Source organism: Streptomyces sp. V3I7, assembly GCF_030817495.1.
Taxonomy (GTDB): domain Bacteria; phylum Actinomycetota; class Actinomycetes; order Streptomycetales; family Streptomycetaceae; genus Streptomyces.
The window spans coordinates 4,554,834-4,572,220 of record NZ_JAUSZK010000001.1; the positions used below are offsets into that span (position 1 = coordinate 4,554,834).

The following is a 17,387-nucleotide window of genomic DNA, read 5'->3' on the forward strand; positions in this document are numbered from 1 at the left end:
GGACGGATCGAAGGCCCGGGTCCCGTGAGGGAGGCCCGGGCCTTCGCCGTACCGGTGGCACCTGGCGCGCGTCAGCCGTTGGCGAGGGCCACGACGCGGTCCAGAGCTCCGTTGAACTTGTCGTGATCACCAACCGTCGGGCCGGTCGAGGTGTACTGCCACATGGTGTAGTACCCCCAGCCCGCCGGCAGCGTCCCCGGATCCGTCGCATACCGCGCGATCCACAGCGGGTTGTTGGCAGCGAAGCCGCCGTAGTTGCCGGTGCACTGGGTCCACCAGCTGGTGGCCGTGTAGATGACGGCCCAGCGGCCGGTGCGGGCGTGGTACTGGTTGATGAAGTCGGCGATCCAGCTGACCATCCCGCTCTGGGTCTTGCCGTAGCAGGCGGCGCCGTAGGGGTTCCACTCGATGTCGAGCACGCCCGGCAGGGTCTTGCCGTCCTGGGACCAGCCGCCGCCGTGGTCGACGAAGTAGTTGGCCTGGGTGGCGCCGGTCGTGGTGTCCGGGGTCGCGAAGTGGTACGCGCCGCGGATCATGCCGACGTTGTAGGACCCGTTGTACTGCTGGGCGAAGTACGGGTTCGTGTAGTACGTGCCTTCGGTCGCCTTGGTGTACGCCCACCGGACCCCGCTGTTCCACAGGGTCGACCAGGCGACGTTGCCCTGGTAGCCGGAGACGTCGACGCCCTCGGTCTGGGTGGCGTCACCGGAGCTGGGCGTGCCGCCCTGGCCGTCGTGGGCGGCGACGCCCATGCCCATGAAGGCGGAGCCGCGGGCGGGGGCGGTCGCCGCGTCGGCGCTGGAGAGGGGAAGGGTGAGGGACAGCGCCGCGAGCAGTCCGGCCACGAGGGCGGTGAGGGCGCGGGGGCGGAGCGAACCAGGTCTGTGCACGGGCATGACGTGCCTCCGAGGTGTTGGTGGGGAGCCGCGGATGACGCACTGGCGTGAGCATGCCATTCAGTGGTGCGGCCTCGACGCTACGCACGTAGACCCGGGCTGGGAAGAGGGGCAGGAGGCTGCCGTTGGTCTACTCCTGCGAAATACTTACGGAGCTGCGGCAATGGCGTCGTTTGGCAGAAACTTTCAGGACCGCGAAACCGATCAGGGGTGCTGACGTGCACGAGAAGGCAAACGGCGACGGACCGCACGTCGCCGGAGGGGTGGCGCCGAGTGGTGCAGACCAGGAGTTCCTGGATCTGGAGCGCGAGTTGACGGTGCTGCTGCGGCGGGCCCGGGCCAGCCAGGGGGAGATGGCCCGCGAGGTCCACCCCGATCTGGAGCCCGCCGCCTACGGCCTCCTCGTGCGCCTCGACGAACACGGCAGCCAGCGTGCCACCGAACTCGCCTGCTACATCGGCGTCGGCAAGGCCACCATGTCCCGCCAGCTGCGCGCCCTGGAGGAACTCGGCCTGGTCGCCCGCGAACCGGACCCCGCCGACGGCCGGGCCTGGCTGGTCACCCTGACCGACGAGGGCCGCGGCCGGGTCGGCAGCGTCCGCGACGCCCGCCGCGCCCGCTACGTCCGCAAGCTCGCCCACTGGGACCGCCACGAGGTCGCGGAACTGGCCCGACTGCTCCACCGGTTGAACGCGGGCGCGGGGGAGTAGCCCGCCCTGGGACCGGGCCGGGCTGTGGCTGATTGCGTGTGGCGCCGGCCGGCCGGGTCGCGTGCTCGCTCGTTTTGCGTGGTCCCGGGGGCGTTGGACCGGCCCGGTTGCCGCGCTGGTTGAACGCGGGCGCGGGGGAGTAGCCCGCCCTGGGACCGGGCCGGGCTGTGGCTGATTGCGTGTGGCGCCGGCCGGCCGGGTCGCGTGCTCGCTCGTTTTGCGTGGTCCCGGGGGCGTTGAACCGGCCCGGTTGCCGCGCTGGTTGAACGCGGGCGCGGAGGAGTGGCCCGGGCCGGCTGTCTGCTCCCGGCGTGGGGCTCCAGCCGCCAGGGTCGCGTGCTCGCCCGTTGGCGCGGGCCCCGGGCGTCGCTGCTCCGGGGTCAGAGCTCGGCGTACACCACCGTCGCGTCGTCGTGGGTCTTGCCGCGGCGCAGGAAGGCGCGCTCGTCGCGGTCCGCGGTCTCCAGGGTGCGTACGCGGTCGATCAGGGCCCGCGCACCCTCCTTGCGGACGAGGGCGAGGCAGTCCGCCCACTCGCCCGCACCGAACTTCTCGACCCAGCGGGCCGCCCCGTCGGTGAGCGCCGCCAGGGCGCGGACCTCCCGGCGCGGGAGGGTGCCGGTGACCGCGCGGGAGGCGGCCGAGGGATCGGCGGCGGCGGTGAAGAAGCCGCCCTCCTTGTTGCGGACGGTGGCGTCGGCGACGGCGTCGCTGATCAGGAGGGAGCGAGGGACACGGGAGAGCCGGTCGTCCAGGACCGGGGTGACCGTGCCGTCCGGGGACTCCAGGAGCAGGGCGGAGTCCGACAGCACCAGGTACTCCACGCGGGCGGCCGACCAGCGGGCCAGGACCACCGTCGCCTGAGGGGTGCGTGGGTGAGAAAGGTCACAGGTTTGAGCGTGGGCGTCCGCGGTGCGGCTGATGGCGCGGGCGAGGATCTCCGGCAGCGTCAGATCTCGGTCGGAAACGGTCAGTTCGGCCAGTGCCCCGCCGAGTCTCGCCGTGAACCAGGGAACGGAGTGCTCGCATCCGGTCCCGCTCTCCGGTGGTGTCACCCCGTCCAGGGCGATCACGCAACCCCCCTGCCCGCAGGCCGGTAGTCCGACAGCGGCGAAGTCCTCGTTGGGGCGGGCGGGGTCGCCGGGTTCCGAAATGACTTCAGTGCGCATCGGGTCAGTCTGCACGAGCCCTTCACAGGCGCCGCCAAAGGACGGCATCCGTTCCCGAATTGACGCCCGCGGGCCTGGTCGCCGCCGGGTTTGTGCGGGATTGGACCGTTCCGGGAAGGCGTGGCGGCGAATACTGCCAAAGGCTGCCCCCCGAGTCCAACCGGCCCGCCGGAAGACGTTCATGTGGCCGGTCGAGTAACTTGCCCGTCAACTCCCCTCCGAGGTTCACTCCTTGAGGTGGCGGGTCAGGTGATGCTCGACCACTGACCACTGGCACTGGGAGTGTCGGGCACCGGCCGTACGGGTCGTACGCGCCGGCCCGGCATCGACTTGACGGAGTGCCACCCGGGCCCATGGGTACACGAGTTCAGAATGCGAGCACCGGTGCAGAAAAAGCGGCCTCGGCGCAAAGGCAATCAGACGGCTCCTGAGGGGGCCGCCGAGCGCACCCCCGTCGGCCGTGGCCGGCCGACCCACGTACGCAACCGGCTCATCGTCGTCGTGGCCGTCGTGGCCGCCGCGACGGCAGCCGCGGGCGCCCCGTCCGTCCTGGCCGCCTCCGGGCAGGTGAGCGACTCCCAGGAGCTGGTGACCCTCGCCGGGCGCACCCAGGACGCCCTCGCGCTCGCCCACTCCCTGGCCGACGAGCGCGACGAGGTCACCTCCTACATCGCGGCCGGACGCCCCAGGACCAGCGCGCCCTCCGGGCAGCGCAGCGCCCGCGTCGACCGGCAGGTCGCCGAACTGCGCGCGGAATCCGGCGCCCCCGCCTCGCTGCGCGAGGACCTCGACGCCGTCAAGACCGCGCGCGAGAACGCCCTGAGCGGCAAGAGCACGGCACTGGAGGCGCACCAGGCGTACACCGACGTCATCGTCGGACTGCACCAGCTCGCCGAGCAGCTGGCCGAGCGGATGTCCGCCCGGTCGGGCTCCGGCGCCTACGCGCTCGTCGACCTGGACGCGGCCGTCCAGCAGTCCGCCGCCGCCCGCGGTCTGCTCCTCGCCGCCCTCAACGTCCCGGGGACCCCCCAGACGGTCGTCAGCCCGGTCACCGGTCTGCCCGTCACGACCACCGTCCCCACCGCGCAGGGCAGAAAGCAGCGCGACGCGCTCACCGCCGTCGCCCAGCAGGCCCGGCTGCGGGCCGACGCCGCGCTCGCCGACTTCCGCGACAGCGCGCCCGACTCCGCCGTGGCCTCGTACGACTCCACGGTCACCGGCACGGACGTCAACTCCGCCGCGAGGTACCTCGCCGTCCTCACCGCGCAGCCGACGCTCTCCACGAACGGCGCGGCGGTCAGCGCCAAGAGGCTGGACGCGGCCCTGTCCGCCCGCGTCGACCTGATGCGCGGCGCCGAGTCCGCCCTCTACAACCGGCGCGCCAAGGACCTCGCCCAGACGCGGGACGAGGACGTCACCGCGCTGGAGATCCGCATCGCGGTGCTCGGCGCCCTGATGCTGGTCTCCATCGGCGTCTCCACCGCCATGGCGCGCACCCTCACCCAGCCGCTCTCGGTGCTGCGCCGCGGCTCCGCCCGCCTCGCCCAGGCCGCGGACCCGCTGGCCGAGGAACCGATCAAGTACACCGGCCGCAACGACGAGTTCGCCCAGGTCGTCCGCTCCGTCAACGCCCTGCAGGCGTACGCCGAGACCCTGCGCGCCGGCGCCGCCCCCCTCAACGAGCGCATCGCCACGCTGGAGTCCGACCGCAAGCACCTGGTCGCCCAACGCCAGCAGATGGCGGACGCCCGTGAGAAGCTGCGCGCGGAACTCGCCCACGCCACCGAGCAGATGGAGCAGCTCCGCCTCAGCATCGGCGGCACGTTCGTCAACCTCGCCCTGCGCACGCTGGGCCTGGTGGAGCGCCAACTGGCCGTCATCGAGAGCCTGGAGGAGCGCGAGCAGGACCCCGACCGGCTCGCCACCCTCTACAAGCTCGACCACTTCGCCACGGTCATGCGCCGGTACAGCGAGAACCTCCTGGTCCTCACCGGCACCGAGCACCTCCAGCAGCGCCCCGACCCGGTCCCGCTCGTCGACGTCGTGCGCGCCGCGGTCAGCGAGGTCGAGCGCTACGAGCGCGTCCGGATCGCCGCGCTCCCCCCGCACGCCCATGTGGCGGGCTTCGTGGCCGACGACCTCTCCCACCTGCTGGCCGAACTCATGGAGAACGCCACCGCGTTCTCCCCGCCGGACATGCCCGTCGAGGTCTCCGGCTGGCTGCTGGAGAGCGGCGAGATCATGCTCTCCGTGCAGGACGAGGGCATCGGCATGACCGAGGAGCGCATGGCGCGCCTCAACGCACGCCTCACCGCCTTCGACCCCGAAAGCCCGTACGACCACGAGGGCGGCGACGGCCTCGGCCTCGGCCTGTACGTCGTGGCCCGCCTCGCGCACCGCCACGGTGTCCGCGTCCAGCTGCGCGAGCAGAAGCAGGGCGGAGTGGCGGCGGTCGTCGTCCTCACCCCGTCCCTGCTGGCGCAGGCCCCGGCCACGGCCGGCCCGGCCACCACCGTGCGCGGCGGCGGGCAGGGCTACTCCCTGCCGGGAGCGGACGCCGAGGCCAACTCCAACGTCCTCCCGGCCCGTCCGGTCCAGGGGGACCCGCTGGTCGCCCTCGCCGAGAAGGCCGTACGGGACGCGGGACAGGCTCCGACGACAGGCGACACGACCGCCCCGACCGCCGCCCCGGCCACCCCCCTGGCCCCTGCGGAGACCCCGGCCGAGAGCACGATGGAGCTGATGGCCCCGGTGGCCCCCGCGGGCCCCATCGCCCCCGCGGACCCCGTGACCCCCGCGGACCTCTACGCGATAGGCCCCGACATCCACGAGCGGACCCCGGACGCCACCGCGCCCGGCACCTCCGGCACCTCCCCGGCGTCCGACGACGCCGCCGAGGAGGAGGTCATCACCAACAAGGGCCTTCCCAAGCGCACACCCAAGATCACCGCACCCGTCCAGGCCCCGCGCCAGCGGACCGGCTCCGTCGACGCCGAAGCCCTGCGGCGACGGCTCGGCGGCTTCCACCGCGGTGCGGACGCCGGCCGCCGTGACGTCGAGGCGGAGATCGAACAGACGACCCGCAACCAACGGCCCGACGCCGCACCACCCCAGGCGCAAGCAGCCGCGGGGGGCACAGTCGAGGAGGCAACCAGTTGACCGCGCCCAGCACCTACGGGCTGAGCAATGAAGCCCGTAACCTGCACTGGCTGCTGACCAATCTGGTCGAGGAGGTGCCGGGCATCCAGTCGGTCGCCGTGGTCTCCTCCGACGGCCTGCTGCTCCTGGCCTCCGACCCGGGCGTCGCCCGCGGGGCCCGGGAGTCCTACGGCGAGCGGCGCAGCGGGCCTCGCGGCTCCGCCGCCGACCTCGCGACCATCGTCTCGGGCATCGGCTCGCTGACCATCGGCGCCGCCAAGCTGATGAAGTACGGCGGCGTGAAGCACACGATGGTCGCGATGGACGAGGGCAGCCTGTTCGTGATGTCGGTCAGCGACGGCTCGCTGCTCGGCGTCCACGGCTCCGCCGACTGCGACATGAGCGTGGTGGCCTACCACATGGCGCTCTTCGTGGGCCGCGCCGGCCACGTCCTGACGCCCGAACTCCGCAGCGAGCTTCGAAAATCCCTGGAGTCCGATTCCACGGGGAGCGCCCGATGAACAGCAGTAACTCCAAGAACAACCTCCCGGTACGCGGAGGCGGTCGCAAGGCCGCCCGCGTCCGCCCCTATTCGCTCACCGGCGGCCGTACCCGCTTCGGCCACGTCCTGCTCGTCGAGACCATGGTGGCGAGCACCGCGGCTCTGGAAGCCGGCGAGGAGCGAAAGGAACTGACGAACGGTTCCCTCAGTACCCGGGTCATGCCGGAGATGAGGGCCATCGTCGAACTCTGCCGCCGTATGCGTACGGTGGCAGAGATCGCCGCGCTGCTGCAGATGCCGCTCGGCGTGGTCCGCGTGCTCCTGAGCGACCTGGCGGACCAGGGAAAGATCCGCGTGTACGGAACCGGAACCGGTCACGGCGTCGGCCGCCCGGACCGCGCTCTGCTGGAAAGGGTGCTGAATGGACTCCGCCGTCTCTGACGCCGCCGGCGTCGCCCGCTTCGTCGATCCCGACGAGGAACCGAAGTCCTGGCAGACGGACCGCACCCGCGCTCCCGTCGCCACGAAGATCGTGGTGGCGGGCGGCTTCGGCGTCGGCAAGACCACCCTGGTCACCGCCGTCTCGGAGATCACGCCTCTGCAGACAGAGGCGGCCATGACCGAGGCGAGCGAGGAACACGACGACCTCTCCGACACCCCGGACAAGCGGACCACCACCGTCGCCATGGACTTCGGGCGCATCACGCTCGACGAGGACCTGGTGCTCTACCTGTTCGGCACGCCCGGACAGCAGCGCTTCTGGTTCATGTGGGACGACCTGGTGCGCGGCGCGATCGGCGCCGTCGTGCTGGCCGACACCCGCCGCCTGAAGGACTGTTTCCCCGCGCTCGACTACTTCGAGAGCTGCGGACTGCCGTACATCGTCGCCGTCAACCAGTTCGACGGCAGCGATCGGTTCGACCCGGAGGACGTACGCGAGGCCTTGACCATCCCCGCGCACATACCCGTCATGATCATGGATGCGCGCCGCCGGATTTCGGCGATCGAGACCCTCCTTACCCTGGTCGGCCACGCGCTGGCCGAAACCCCCGAGTGAACCCTCTCTAGGAGCACCACACCCTCATGCGGAAGATACTCGTCGTCGGAGCCGGCCAGTCCGGGCTCCAGCTGGCCCTCGGACTCCAGTCGCACGGATACGAGGTCACCCTGATGTCGAACCGGACCGCGGACGAGATCCGCGCCGGGCGCGTCATGTCGACACAGTGCATGTTCGACACGGCACTGCAGCACGAGCGCGATCTCCAGCTGAACTTCTGGGAGTCCCAGGCCCCGAAGATCGAAGGGCTCGGCGTCTCGGTCGCGGCCCCCGGTTCCTTCGACCCGGGCCCCTCGCAGCGCGCGATCGACTGGGTCGGCAAGCTGGACGGGTACGCGCAGTCGGTCGACCAGCGCGTGAAGATGGCCGGCTGGATGGAGACCTTCGCCCAGCGCGGCGGTCAGCTCGTCATCCACGGTGCCGCCGTCTCCGACCTCGACTACTTCTCCCGCGCCTACGACCTGGTGCTGGTCTCGGCCGGCAAGGGCGAGCTGGTCCAGATGTTCGGCCGCGACGCCTCCCGCTCCCCCTACAGCGAGCCGCAGCGCGCGCTGGCGGTGTCGTACGTGCACGGCATGGGCCCGCGCCCGGAGCACCCGGAGTTCGACGCCGTCCGCTGCAACCTGGTCCCGGGTGTCGGCGAGCTGTTCGTCATGCCGACCCTGACCACCTCCGGCCGCGCGGACATCCTGTTCTGGGAGGGCATACCCGGCGGCCCCCTCGACGTCTTCAACGGCGTCAAGGACCCCGCGCAGCACCTCTCCCTGACCCTGGAACTCATGGAGAAGTTCCTGCCCTGGGAGTACGACCGCGCCCGCAAGGTCGAGCTCACCGACGCCGGCGGCACCCTCGCCGGCCGCTACGCCCCGACCGTCCGCAACCCCATCGGCCGGCTCCCCGGCGGCGGGCTGGTCCTCGGCGTGGCCGACGTGGTCATCGCCAACGACCCGATCACCGGCCAGGGCTCCAACTCGGCGTCCAAGTGCGCGGCCACCTACCTCGCCTCGATCCTCGAGCGCGGCGAGCGGGAGTTCGACGAGGCCTGGATGCAGGCCACGTTCGACCGCTACTGGGACATCATGCAGCACACCACCAAGTGGACGAACGCCATGCTGGCCCCGCCGCCGGAGCACATCCTGAACCTCATCGGCGCGGCGGGCCAGCTCCAGCCGGTCGCCGACCGCTTCGCCAACGGCTTCGACAACCCGGCCGACTTCGAGAACTTCTTCTACGAGCCGGCCAAGGCCGAGGCCTACCTCGCCGAGGTGGCGGGCGCGGCCGCGGAGGCGTAACCCTCGTTGCTCCCGTGCAGCGCGCTCGCGGGAAGCCTCGGCGGTGCGTAGCGCCCCAGAGGCTTCCCGCGAGGGTCGGGCCGTACGGCACCGAGCACCGGGTTGGCCGCGATCGGTGACACCTTGACGTGCGCCCCCGGCCGCGGCGCCTGCACCACCATCCCGCCGCCGAGGTACAGGGCGACGTGCGTGGCCTCGGGGAAGTACACGACGAGGTCGCCGGGCCGCAGCGCGGACAGCGGCACGTGCCGCAGCCGCGCCCACTGCTCCTGACTGGTCCGCGGGATCGGTTTGCCCGCGTGGTCCCAGGCCTGCGAGGTCAGCCCCGAGCAGTCGTACGCCCGCGGCCCCTGCGCGCCCCACACGTACGGCTTCCCGAGCTGGTCCACCGCGTAGCGCACCGCCCGCTCGCCCTCAGCCGACGGGGCCCGGCTGCCGCTCAGGGCTCCTGACGCCATCATCCGGTCCTGGGCCTTGGCGATCCCGTCGCGCTCGAACGCGGCCAGCGCCGCGAGCTGGTCGCCGCTGAGCGAGGAGATCATCTCCTCGACGCCGGCGAGCCGCGCCCGTACGTCGTCGCGCTGCTTCTCCTGCTGCCGGGCGAGGGCGACCTGCTCGTTCAGCGCCGAGCGCGCCCGGCGCGCGAGCGTGTCGGCCCGCCGTTCGCCGGTGGTGAACCGCCTCAGCGTCCGCGCCCGCTCCCGCGCCAACTGCCCGATCACATGGCCCTCTTCGAGCGCGTGCTGGGGATCGCGGGCGAGCAGCAGCCGTACGTACGGCGAGATGTCCGTGCTGCCCTGGTACTGCTGGCGGGCCAGCCGGCCGGCCGCGCGGCGGCTGTCGTGCAGGGCGGTGCGGGCGCGGGCGAGGTCGCGTTCCAGCCGTCTCGCGTCGGCACGGCGCTCCTTCAGCTTCTCCTCGGTGGCGTTGTAGGCCTCGGTGGCCTGCTCGGTCTCGCGGTACAGCCGCTGAAGGTCCGTCAGCAGCTGCGAGACGGACCGCTGGGGGTCGGGCGCGGCCGTGGCGGGGACGGGAACGAGGGCGGCCTGGACCGCCACCGTGGCCGTGCAGATCAGACGCAGAAGCCGTCCTGACACGTCATCACCTCCGGTGCGAAGGGAGCAGCGGGATCTGTCCGCTCCTCTGTGCACCGTGAGCCTTAGACATACGCGGGCGATCCGCGCGCCCGGTGTACGCGGTCCGGAGCAACCACGTCACCCGTCCGCGTCATCCGGCTTGCCGGACGGCGTGGCGTGTGGCTAGGGCCTGTCGTTTGGATCATCCCGGCGTCGCGGGGTCTGGCACGCACATCTGCCGCGTTGTCGTCGGTTGCCAATGCTCCGCGTTGACGCCCTCCTCCGCCTTGCAGCTGCACGCACCAGACCCCGCTCGGGTCGGTCGAGAGGTACCGCACCTCACAGCCGGCCTGATCCAAACGACAGACCCTAGGCGGGCGGCTGGGTGCCGGGACCGGTCTCCGGCTCGGTGCCGGGCTTCGACCACGGCCACTTCAGGCGGCCGCGCTTCTTCCCCTCCGGGTCGTACACGTACTTCCACCCCTGCACGAGCCCGAGCCTCCTGCTGTGGCCGCGGGGCTCGCGCCGGTAGACCAGGACGGCGGGCGGGCCGCCGTGGGCGTCCGGGACCGGGATGCGGTACGTCTTCGGGGGGTGGCCGGTGGCGCCCAGCAGTACGGGCAGCACGCGCCCGTCCATGGGGCCGCCCTCGAAGGGGGTGTCCTGACTCTTCACGCCACCAGTCTCAGTCATCCGCCGGCGCGGCGACGAGTGCGGCCGTCTGCGGGTCGCGGGCGGCGGTCACCGCCAGGGAGGCGGTGAACTGCTCGACCAGCCAGTCGCGCAGCTCGGCGGCGGGCGGCTGCTTGTCCTCGTCGAGCCGGATGAGGGAGGCCGCCTCCACGGCCGCGATCCACACCCGCACGGTCATGCGCAGGCGCGGCCCCGGATCCGTCGCGCCGAGGTGGCTGAGGATGTGCTCGGCGGCGGCCCGCCGCACCCCGTCGACGAGGGCGGTCGTCCGGCTGGTCTCCACGACGCTGCCGCCGCGCAGCAGCGCGCTGAAGCCGGTGTCGTGCTCGTCGACGAACGCGAGGTAGCGGTCCAGCGCACGGGCGAGGCGCGGGACGAGCGGCCCCTGGCGCGGCTCGTCGAAGCACTGCTTCAGCTGCTCGGCCGCCGACCCGAGCGCCGCCTCGTACAACTGCTGCTTGCCGCCGGGGAAGTACCGGTACACCAGCGGGCGCGAGACCCCGGCCGCCTCGGCCACGTCGTCGATCGACACGTCCTCGGGCTGTCGGTGCGCGAAGAGCGACAGCGCGGCGTCGAGCAGCGAGGCACGACGCGCCTCGACGCTGAGCCGGCGGTAGGCGGGAGCGGCGGCCTGCTGGGTCATGACCGGCAGCGTATTACCGGATCGGCACCCACGGCCCCGCACTCCGGTCACTCCGGTTAAGCCAGCAGTCCCGACGACTTCCACATGCGCCGGCCGACACCCCGCAGGACGCCGATCTCGTCCAGGAAGTCCGTCAGCCGCTTCGCCCCGGTCTGCATGACCTCCCGCCGGTGGGCGCTCGCCCTGACCTGGGCCAGCGCCTCCCGCCGGTCCAGGCCCACGTTCGTGTAGACCTCGGGATTGATGAAGGCCACGGAGAAGACGCGGGCGAACTCGCCGGAGGTGAGCCGGGTGAACTCCTGGGACCAGCGGGGAGCCGTCATCATCTGGCGGCGCAGCTCCTCGCGGGCGTAGCGCACGTGCCGGGCCTCCTCGACCACATGGATCCGGGTCACCCCGCGGATCAGCGGCTGGACCCGTTCGTCGGGGAAGGTCAGCCGCTGCATCCAGTCCAGGATCTCCTCGCCGAGCAGCGTCGCCGTGAAGGAGCCCGGGGTGGTCGAGACCGTCTTGAACAGGCGCCCCAGGTTGTGGTGGAAGCGGCCCACCGGGTACCAGGGCGTGTCCCCGTGCGCGATCAGCCGGGCGAACATCTTGGAGTGGCGGCACTCGTCCTCGATCTCGGTGAGCGCGTAGCGCACGTGCGCGCTGGTCGCCGCCTTGTCGTAGATGTGCCGGGTGAGCAGCTGCATCAGGATGATCTCGAACCAGATGCCCAGCGAGGCCAGCGCCGCCGCCTCGTGCTGGGAGAGCAGGATCCGCTGCTCCTCGCCCATCCGCCGCCACAGCGGGGTGCCGTACAGCGACACCAGCTCCGGTGGCCAGAACCACTTGCCCTCCTCGAAGGGCGCGTCCCAGTCCAGCTCCTCGTCCGGGTCGAAGGAGTGCTTCGCGGAGGAGGCGAGCAGCCGCCGGGCGACCTGCTCCCGGTCCTTGAGCAGACCGAGCGCGTCACGCATGCCGCCCGGCGCGTCGGCTTCCGTCAGGGTCGTCATCGCTCCCTCACTCAGTCACCGCGGGTACGCATTCCCTTCTTATGAGACTGCTCGTCAGCAAGTCAGTCAATCCCCTGTACGTCAATTGCCGCCGCCTCTCGTGCGGTTGAGTCAGCGGCGATGCGCGGGCCGGCCGCCCGCCCCGCGACGCTGGTCCGCGTCCCGCAGCCCGAGCACCGCCTCCATCACCGACTTCGCGATCGGCGCCGCGTCCCCGCCCCCGCTGATGTCTCCCCGGTCCGCAGACGCGTCCTCGACCACCACCGCGACGGCCACCTTCGGCTCCAGATCGTCGTCCGCCTGCGCCCAGGACACGAACCAGGCATACGGCGTACCGGAGTTGTCGACGCCGTGCTGCGCGGTGCCGGTCTTGCCGCCGACCGTCGCGCCCGGGATCGCCGCGTTGGTGCCGGTGCCCTCCCGCACCACGTCGGTCATCAGCTCCCTCAGCCGCGCCGCCGTCGTCGGCCGCATCGCCTGCCGCACGTCATGAGTGCCGGCGCCCTCGACCGTCTCGCCGCCCTTGCGCGTGGTCCGCTCCACCAGATACGGCTCCCGCACCTGCCCGCCGTTCGCCACCGCCGCCGCCACCATCGCCATCTGAAGCGGCGTCGCCCGCGTGTTGTACTGCCCGATCGACGACAGCGCCAACTGCGCCCTGTCCACGGTGGTGTCGAAGGTGCTCTGCGCCACCGAGAACGGGATCTTCAACCCGGTGTCGTTGAAGCCGAACGCCTGGGCCGTCGACACCATGTCCTCCGCGCCGACGTCCACGCCGAGCTTCGCGAACACCGTGTTGCACGACCACGCGAAGGCCACCCGCACCGAGGCGTCCGCACAGTCCTCGGACTCGTTCGTCAGCCAGGTCCGGGTGCCGGGCAGCGTGTACGGGTCGGGGGAGTCCGTCCGCTCGTCGAGGTCCGTCACCACCCCGGCGTCCAGCGCCGCCGCCGCGGTGACCACCTTGAACGTCGAACCCGGCGGATACGTCTGCCGGACCGCCCGGTTGAGCATCGGCTTCCGCGGATCGCGGTTCAGCCGCGCCCAGGCCGACGTCACCGCGTCCCCGTTCCCGGACAGCTCCGCCGGGTCGTACGACGGCGTGGACACCAGCGCCAGCACCCGCCCCGTCGACGGCTCCACGGCCGCCACCGCCCCCTTGCGCCCGGCCAGCCCCCGGTACGCCGCCTCCTGCGCCGCCCGGTCCAGCGTGGTGACGACGTTGCCCGACGGGCTGCGCGCCCGCGTGACGTCGTTCCACAGCGGCAGCGGCGCCAGCATCGGATCGGAGCCGGACAGGATCCCGTCCTCCGTGTGCTCCAGGAGCGTCGTCCCGTACACCTGCGAGGCGAAGCCGGTCACCGGGGCGTACAACGGGCCGTCCGCGTACGTCCGTTCGTGCCGGAGCTGCTCGCCGCTGTCCCGGGTGCCGGTGACCGACCTGCCGCCGACCAGGATGTCGCCGCGCGGCTGGGCGTAACGGGCGATCGTGGCACGGCGGTTGGCCGGGTTGGCGTCGTACGTGCTCGCCTCGAAGACCTGGACCCGGGTGGCGTTGACGAGCAGCGCCAGGAGGAGCAGGGCGCAGAAGACGCCCGCGTGCCGGATGTACGTCGTCACGGGGCCACCCGCGCTGTCCCGTACGCCCGGCGTTGCTCGGGCTGTCCGTACGGCGCGCCCTGCCGCCGGGCAGAGTCGCTGAGCCGGATCAGCAGCGCGGTGATCGCCCAGTTGGTGACGACCGAGGAGCCGCCCTGCGCCAGGAACGGCATTGCCATGCCGGTCAGCGGGATCAGGCCGGTCACCCCGCCCGCGATGACGAACACCTGCAGCGCCACGATCGAGGCGAGGCCGACCGCGAGCAGCTGCCCGAACGGGTCGCGCAGGGCGAGGCCCGCCCGGTAGCCGCGCTCCACGAGGAGGCCGTACAGCAGGAAGATCGCCGACAGTCCGGCCAGCCCCAGCTCCTCGCCCGCCGTCGCCAGGATGAAGTCCGACTTGGCCGCGAACCCGATCAGGATCGAGTGGCCGAGGCCGAGCCCGGAGCCCAGCATCCCGCCCGCCGCGAAGGCGAACAGCGACTGGGCGAGCTGGTTGGGGCCCTGCCCCGCCCTGATCGTCGCGAACGGGTCCATCCAGTCCTCGACCCGGCTGTGCACATGCGGCTCCAGCCACCCGACGGCGACCGCGCCCAGCACGGCCAGCAGCAGCCCCACCGCGATCCAGCCGGTGCGGCCGGTGGCGACGTACAGCAGCACCACGAACAGGCCGAAGAACAGCAGCGACGTGCCGAGATCGCGCTCCAGCACCAGCACCCCGACGCTGATCAGCCAGATGGCGACGATCGGCCCGAGCACCCGGCCCGTGGGCAGCTGCACGAACCACACCCGGCGCCCCGCGTACGCGAGCGCGCCCCGGTTGGCCGCCAGATAGGCGGCGAAGAACACCGCGAGGAGCACCTTGGCGAACTCGCCCGGCTGGATGGAGAACCCGGCGATCCGGATCCAGATCCGCGCGCCGTTCACCGCCGGGAAGAGGATCGGCAGCGTGAGCAGACCGAGGGCCGTGACCACACTGACGTAGGCGTAGCGCTGGAGCACACGGTGATCGCGCAGCAGCAGGACCACCACGATGAAGAGGCCCACGCCGAGCGTGGACCACACGAGCTGGGCGGGGGCGGCCCGGTCGCCGGGCGTCTCCAGGTCGAGCCGGTAGATCAGGACCAGTCCGAGGCCGTTGAGCAGCACCCCGATGGGCAGCAGCAGGGGCTCGGCGTACGGCGCCCGGATCCGCACCGCGAGATGCGCGAGCAGGGCGAGCACCCCGAGCCCGGCGCCGTAGCCGACGGCACCGGGCGGCACGGAGCCGGTCCGCGCCAGGCCGACGTGGCAGTAGCCGTACAGGGACAGCAGCACGGCCAGCACGATGAGCGCGAGCTCGATGCCGCGACGCCGGGGCAGACGTGCGACGGGCGGGAGGCGGTCCGTCGCCGACACGGTGGTTCCGGCCTTCGTCATGTCCGGAACCTACCCAAAGGGGGATGCTTGCGCGCCTTGGCGGGGGCCCTCGCGTGGCGTGGGTGCGGGGTGGGGCGGGTACCCGCTCTGGGCGTAGGCGCGACGGTGGCGGTTCGGGTCGTGTGGTGGTGGGGCGGGTGCCCGCTCTGGACCCGTCGGCGCGTGGGCGGCCGGGCGCGCGTCCGGCGTGGGCGCGACGGTCGGCGGTTCGCGCGCTTGCCCCGGGCGGGCCCTGCCTGGTCCCATGGTCAAGGGGTGATGGCACATGAGCGAACTGCGCGTCGTGCCGACCTGGAGGCACGGCCAGGAGCGGCTGTACGTCTGCCTCACGGACGGCAGGAACATCGCCTGGTACGACCGTGACACGACCAGGGTCAACCTGCTCAGCGCCGACCGCAGGGACGACGTCCTCGAAGCGCTGGACCCGTTCATCACGGTCCCGGTGACCATCGGGCCGCCCCCGGTCCCGACCCCGGCGGAGCTGGCCCGGCTGAACCTCCACCCGGACGACGACCTCGCCCCGAACCGCCCTGGCGAGGCCCTGCTGATCGCCCTCGACCGCGAACCCGCCCCCTCCCGCCGCCTCCGCCCCGACCCGCGGCGCCGGGCCCTCCAGGCCGAGCAGACGGTCGGCGAGGTCCTCGACCGGCTCGACGGCGCCGGCTGGCACGCCCTGCACTCCCTCCCGCTGCCCGGCGGCGACCGCATCCACCACCTCCTCATCGGCCCCGGCGGCCTCTTCGCCCTGCACACCCTGTACGCCCGCAAGCAGCGCGTACAGCTGGCCGACCCGATGGTCACCGTGGGCCGCCGCGAGGCACTCCCGCTGCTGCGCCGGGTCCGCGCCGACGCCGACCGCGCCTCGTACGCGCTGACGGCCGAGGTCCACCCGGTTCTGGTGCTGGTGGCCCCGTCACACGTGTCCGGGACGTCGATGCCGCGCGACGTCCACGTCCTGCGGGAGACGGAGGTCGCGGGGCTGGCGAGGCTGGGGGGCACCCTGAAGCCGGCGGACGTGGAGGGGCTGCACGCGATGGCGCGGGATCGGGGGACTTGGGAGGCGGCGTAGCGGGGGTGTGCGTGTAGGGGGACTTGGGAGGGGCGTAAACGGGGGGTGTGCGTGTACGGGGACTTGGGAGGGGCGTAAACGGGGGGTGTGCGTGTACGGGGACCTGGGAGGGGGGCGTAACGGGGATGTGCGTGTACGGGGTCGTCGTGGTCGGTCAGGGCAGTGCGGCCGCGACGGGGTCGTCGTGGTCGGTCAGGGCAGTGCGGCCGCGCGCTCGGTATCGAGCAGCGGGGCCATCAGGTCGCCGAGGTCACGCAAACGGGCCGCCATGTCCGACGCCTGGATCACGAGGTGCTCGGGCGCCCCACACTCCTCGACCTCGGCCCAGGTCACCGGCGCGGACACGGTCGGCTCGGCGCGCGCCCGCAGCGTGTACGGGGTGGCCGTGGTCTTGCGCGCGGCGTTCTGGCTCCAGTCCACGAACACCTTCCCCGGCCGCAGGCTCCGCGTCATCCGGTGCACCACCAGCCGCGGCAGCGCCCGCTCGGCCTCCACCGCCAGCCCCTTCGCGTAGTCCGACGCCCGCTGCGACGAGGCCGCGCGCACCGCGGCCAGCAGATGCAGCCCCTTCGCCCCGGACGTCTTCACGTACGCCTCGATGCCGTCCGCGGCCAGCCGGTCCCGCAGCCAGAGCGCGACCTCGCAGCACTGCACGATCGTCGCGGGCTCCCCGGGGTCGAGGTCGAAGACCAGCCGGTCGGCCTCGCCCGGCGCCGCGATCACCCACTGGTGCGTATGAAACTCCGTGACGAGGTTCGCCGCCCACATCAGTGAGGCCAGGTCCTGCACCAGCACCATCCGCGCGGGCCCCTCCGAGCGCGGCACCTCGGCGGTCGTGACCCACTCGGGCGTACCGGGCGGCACGTTCTTGGTGAAGAAGCGCTGACCGTCGGGGCCGTCCGGGTAGCGCAGGAAGGACGCAGGCCGGTCACGGAGGTGGGGGAGCAGCGCGTCGGCCGCGGACGCGTAGTAGTGCAGCAGCTCGCCCTTGGTGAAGCCGGTCGCCGGATACAGCACTTTCTCGAGATTGCTGAGCGCGACCCTTCGCCCCTCCACCTCGGTGATAGGCGTCATACGATGACAATCTCATAGAAACCGGAAGAAACCGGAAACCGGAAGAAGCCGTTCGA

Annotated in this window: 16 protein-coding genes; 7 read left to right on the forward strand and 9 right to left on the reverse strand. The window is 72.2% G+C overall.

Annotated elements, in window-relative coordinates; all coding sequences use genetic code 11:
- Window positions 1-71: 71 nt before the first annotated feature.
- A complete protein-coding gene (locus QFZ74_RS21400) occupies window positions 72-896 on the reverse strand; it encodes a lysozyme (protein ID WP_307622413.1) in 825 nt (274 codons plus the stop codon).
- Window positions 897-1,114: 218 nt separating this feature from the next.
- Here QFZ74_RS21400 and QFZ74_RS21405 point away from each other — a divergent pair, with 218 nt between their 5' ends.
- A complete protein-coding gene (locus QFZ74_RS21405) occupies window positions 1,115-1,606 on the forward strand; it encodes a MarR family winged helix-turn-helix transcriptional regulator (protein WP_307622414.1) in 492 nt (163 codons plus the stop codon).
- 380 nt (window positions 1,607-1,986) lie between these two features.
- Here the strand turns inward: QFZ74_RS21405 and QFZ74_RS21410 are convergent, their stop codons facing one another.
- On the reverse strand, window positions 1,987-2,775 hold the full coding sequence (locus QFZ74_RS21410; RefSeq protein WP_307622415.1) for a protein phosphatase 2C domain-containing protein: 789 nt from the start codon (window positions 2,773-2,775) through the stop codon (window positions 1,987-1,989).
- Window positions 2,776-3,147: 372 nt separating this feature from the next.
- On the opposite strand from QFZ74_RS21410, the gene QFZ74_RS21415 reads away from it, so the two are divergent.
- From QFZ74_RS21415 to QFZ74_RS21435, 5 genes are read left to right on the forward strand one after another with little or no spacing between them, the layout of a single operon-like run.
- The gene (locus QFZ74_RS21415) at window positions 3,148-5,934 is read left to right on the forward strand and encodes a nitrate- and nitrite sensing domain-containing protein (protein ID WP_373462424.1); all 2,787 of its coding nucleotides are present in this window, start codon (window positions 3,148-3,150) and stop codon (window positions 5,932-5,934) included.
- Entirely contained in the window at window positions 5,931-6,434 is a 504-nt protein-coding gene (locus QFZ74_RS21420) for a roadblock/LC7 domain-containing protein (RefSeq protein ID WP_307622417.1), read from the forward strand. Before QFZ74_RS21415 ends, QFZ74_RS21420 begins: the two co-directional genes overlap by 4 nt.
- The gene (locus QFZ74_RS21425; RefSeq protein ID WP_307622418.1) at window positions 6,431-6,856 is read left to right on the forward strand and encodes a DUF742 domain-containing protein; all 426 of its coding nucleotides are present in this window, start codon (window positions 6,431-6,433) and stop codon (window positions 6,854-6,856) included. Before QFZ74_RS21420 ends, QFZ74_RS21425 begins: the two co-directional genes overlap by 4 nt.
- On the forward strand, window positions 6,837-7,472 hold the full coding sequence (locus tag QFZ74_RS21430) for an ATP/GTP-binding protein (protein WP_307622419.1): 636 nt from the start codon (window positions 6,837-6,839) through the stop codon (window positions 7,470-7,472). The genes QFZ74_RS21425 and QFZ74_RS21430 overlap by 20 nt, the downstream gene beginning before the upstream one ends.
- Before the next feature lie 26 nt (window positions 7,473-7,498).
- Window positions 7,499-8,764 (forward strand): styrene monooxygenase/indole monooxygenase family protein, encoded by a 1,266-nt coding sequence (locus tag QFZ74_RS21435; RefSeq protein WP_307622420.1) that lies wholly within the window; start codon window positions 7,499-7,501, stop codon window positions 8,762-8,764.
- On the opposite strand, the gene QFZ74_RS21440 is transcribed toward QFZ74_RS21435, so the two are convergent.
- The 6 genes from QFZ74_RS21440 to QFZ74_RS21465 all read right to left on the reverse strand — a co-directional run bounded on the left by QFZ74_RS21440 (window position 8,725) and on the right by QFZ74_RS21465 (window position 15,188).
- Entirely contained in the window at window positions 8,725-9,861 is a 1,137-nt protein-coding gene (locus QFZ74_RS21440) for a C40 family peptidase (protein ID WP_307622421.1), read from the reverse strand. The two genes, QFZ74_RS21435 and QFZ74_RS21440, sit on opposite strands and share 40 nt — an antisense overlap.
- A gap of 348 nt (window positions 9,862-10,209) precedes the next feature.
- Window positions 10,210-10,533: a hypothetical protein gene (locus QFZ74_RS21445; RefSeq protein ID WP_373462425.1), complete on the reverse strand. Its 324-nt coding sequence runs from the start codon at window positions 10,531-10,533 to the stop codon at window positions 10,210-10,212.
- Complete coding sequence (locus QFZ74_RS21450) at window positions 10,526-11,176, reverse strand: TetR/AcrR family transcriptional regulator (RefSeq protein ID WP_307622423.1); 651 nt, start codon at window positions 11,174-11,176, stop codon at window positions 10,526-10,528. Before QFZ74_RS21450 ends, QFZ74_RS21445 begins: the two co-directional genes overlap by 8 nt.
- Window positions 11,177-11,232: 56 nt before the next feature.
- On the reverse strand, window positions 11,233-12,171 hold the full coding sequence (locus tag QFZ74_RS21455) for a diiron oxygenase (protein ID WP_307622424.1): 939 nt from the start codon (window positions 12,169-12,171) through the stop codon (window positions 11,233-11,235).
- 111 nt (window positions 12,172-12,282) lie between these two features.
- Window positions 12,283-13,791 (reverse strand): penicillin-binding transpeptidase domain-containing protein, encoded by a 1,509-nt coding sequence (locus QFZ74_RS21460; protein ID WP_307622425.1) that lies wholly within the window; start codon window positions 13,789-13,791, stop codon window positions 12,283-12,285.
- On the reverse strand, window positions 13,788-15,188 hold the full coding sequence (locus QFZ74_RS21465; RefSeq protein WP_307622426.1) for an FtsW/RodA/SpoVE family cell cycle protein: 1,401 nt from the start codon (window positions 15,186-15,188) through the stop codon (window positions 13,788-13,790). Before QFZ74_RS21465 ends, QFZ74_RS21460 begins: the two co-directional genes overlap by 4 nt.
- A 265-nt stretch (window positions 15,189-15,453) precedes the next feature.
- Here QFZ74_RS21465 and QFZ74_RS21470 point away from each other — a divergent pair, with 265 nt between their 5' ends.
- Window positions 15,454-16,257: a nuclease-related domain-containing protein gene (locus QFZ74_RS21470; protein WP_307622427.1), complete on the forward strand. Its 804-nt coding sequence runs from the start codon at window positions 15,454-15,456 to the stop codon at window positions 16,255-16,257.
- A gap of 192 nt (window positions 16,258-16,449) precedes the next feature.
- Here the strand turns inward: QFZ74_RS21470 and ligD are convergent, their stop codons facing one another.
- Complete coding sequence (gene ligD / locus QFZ74_RS21475) at window positions 16,450-17,331, reverse strand: non-homologous end-joining DNA ligase (protein WP_307622428.1); 882 nt, start codon at window positions 17,329-17,331, stop codon at window positions 16,450-16,452.
- Window positions 17,332-17,387 lie beyond the last annotated feature (56 nt).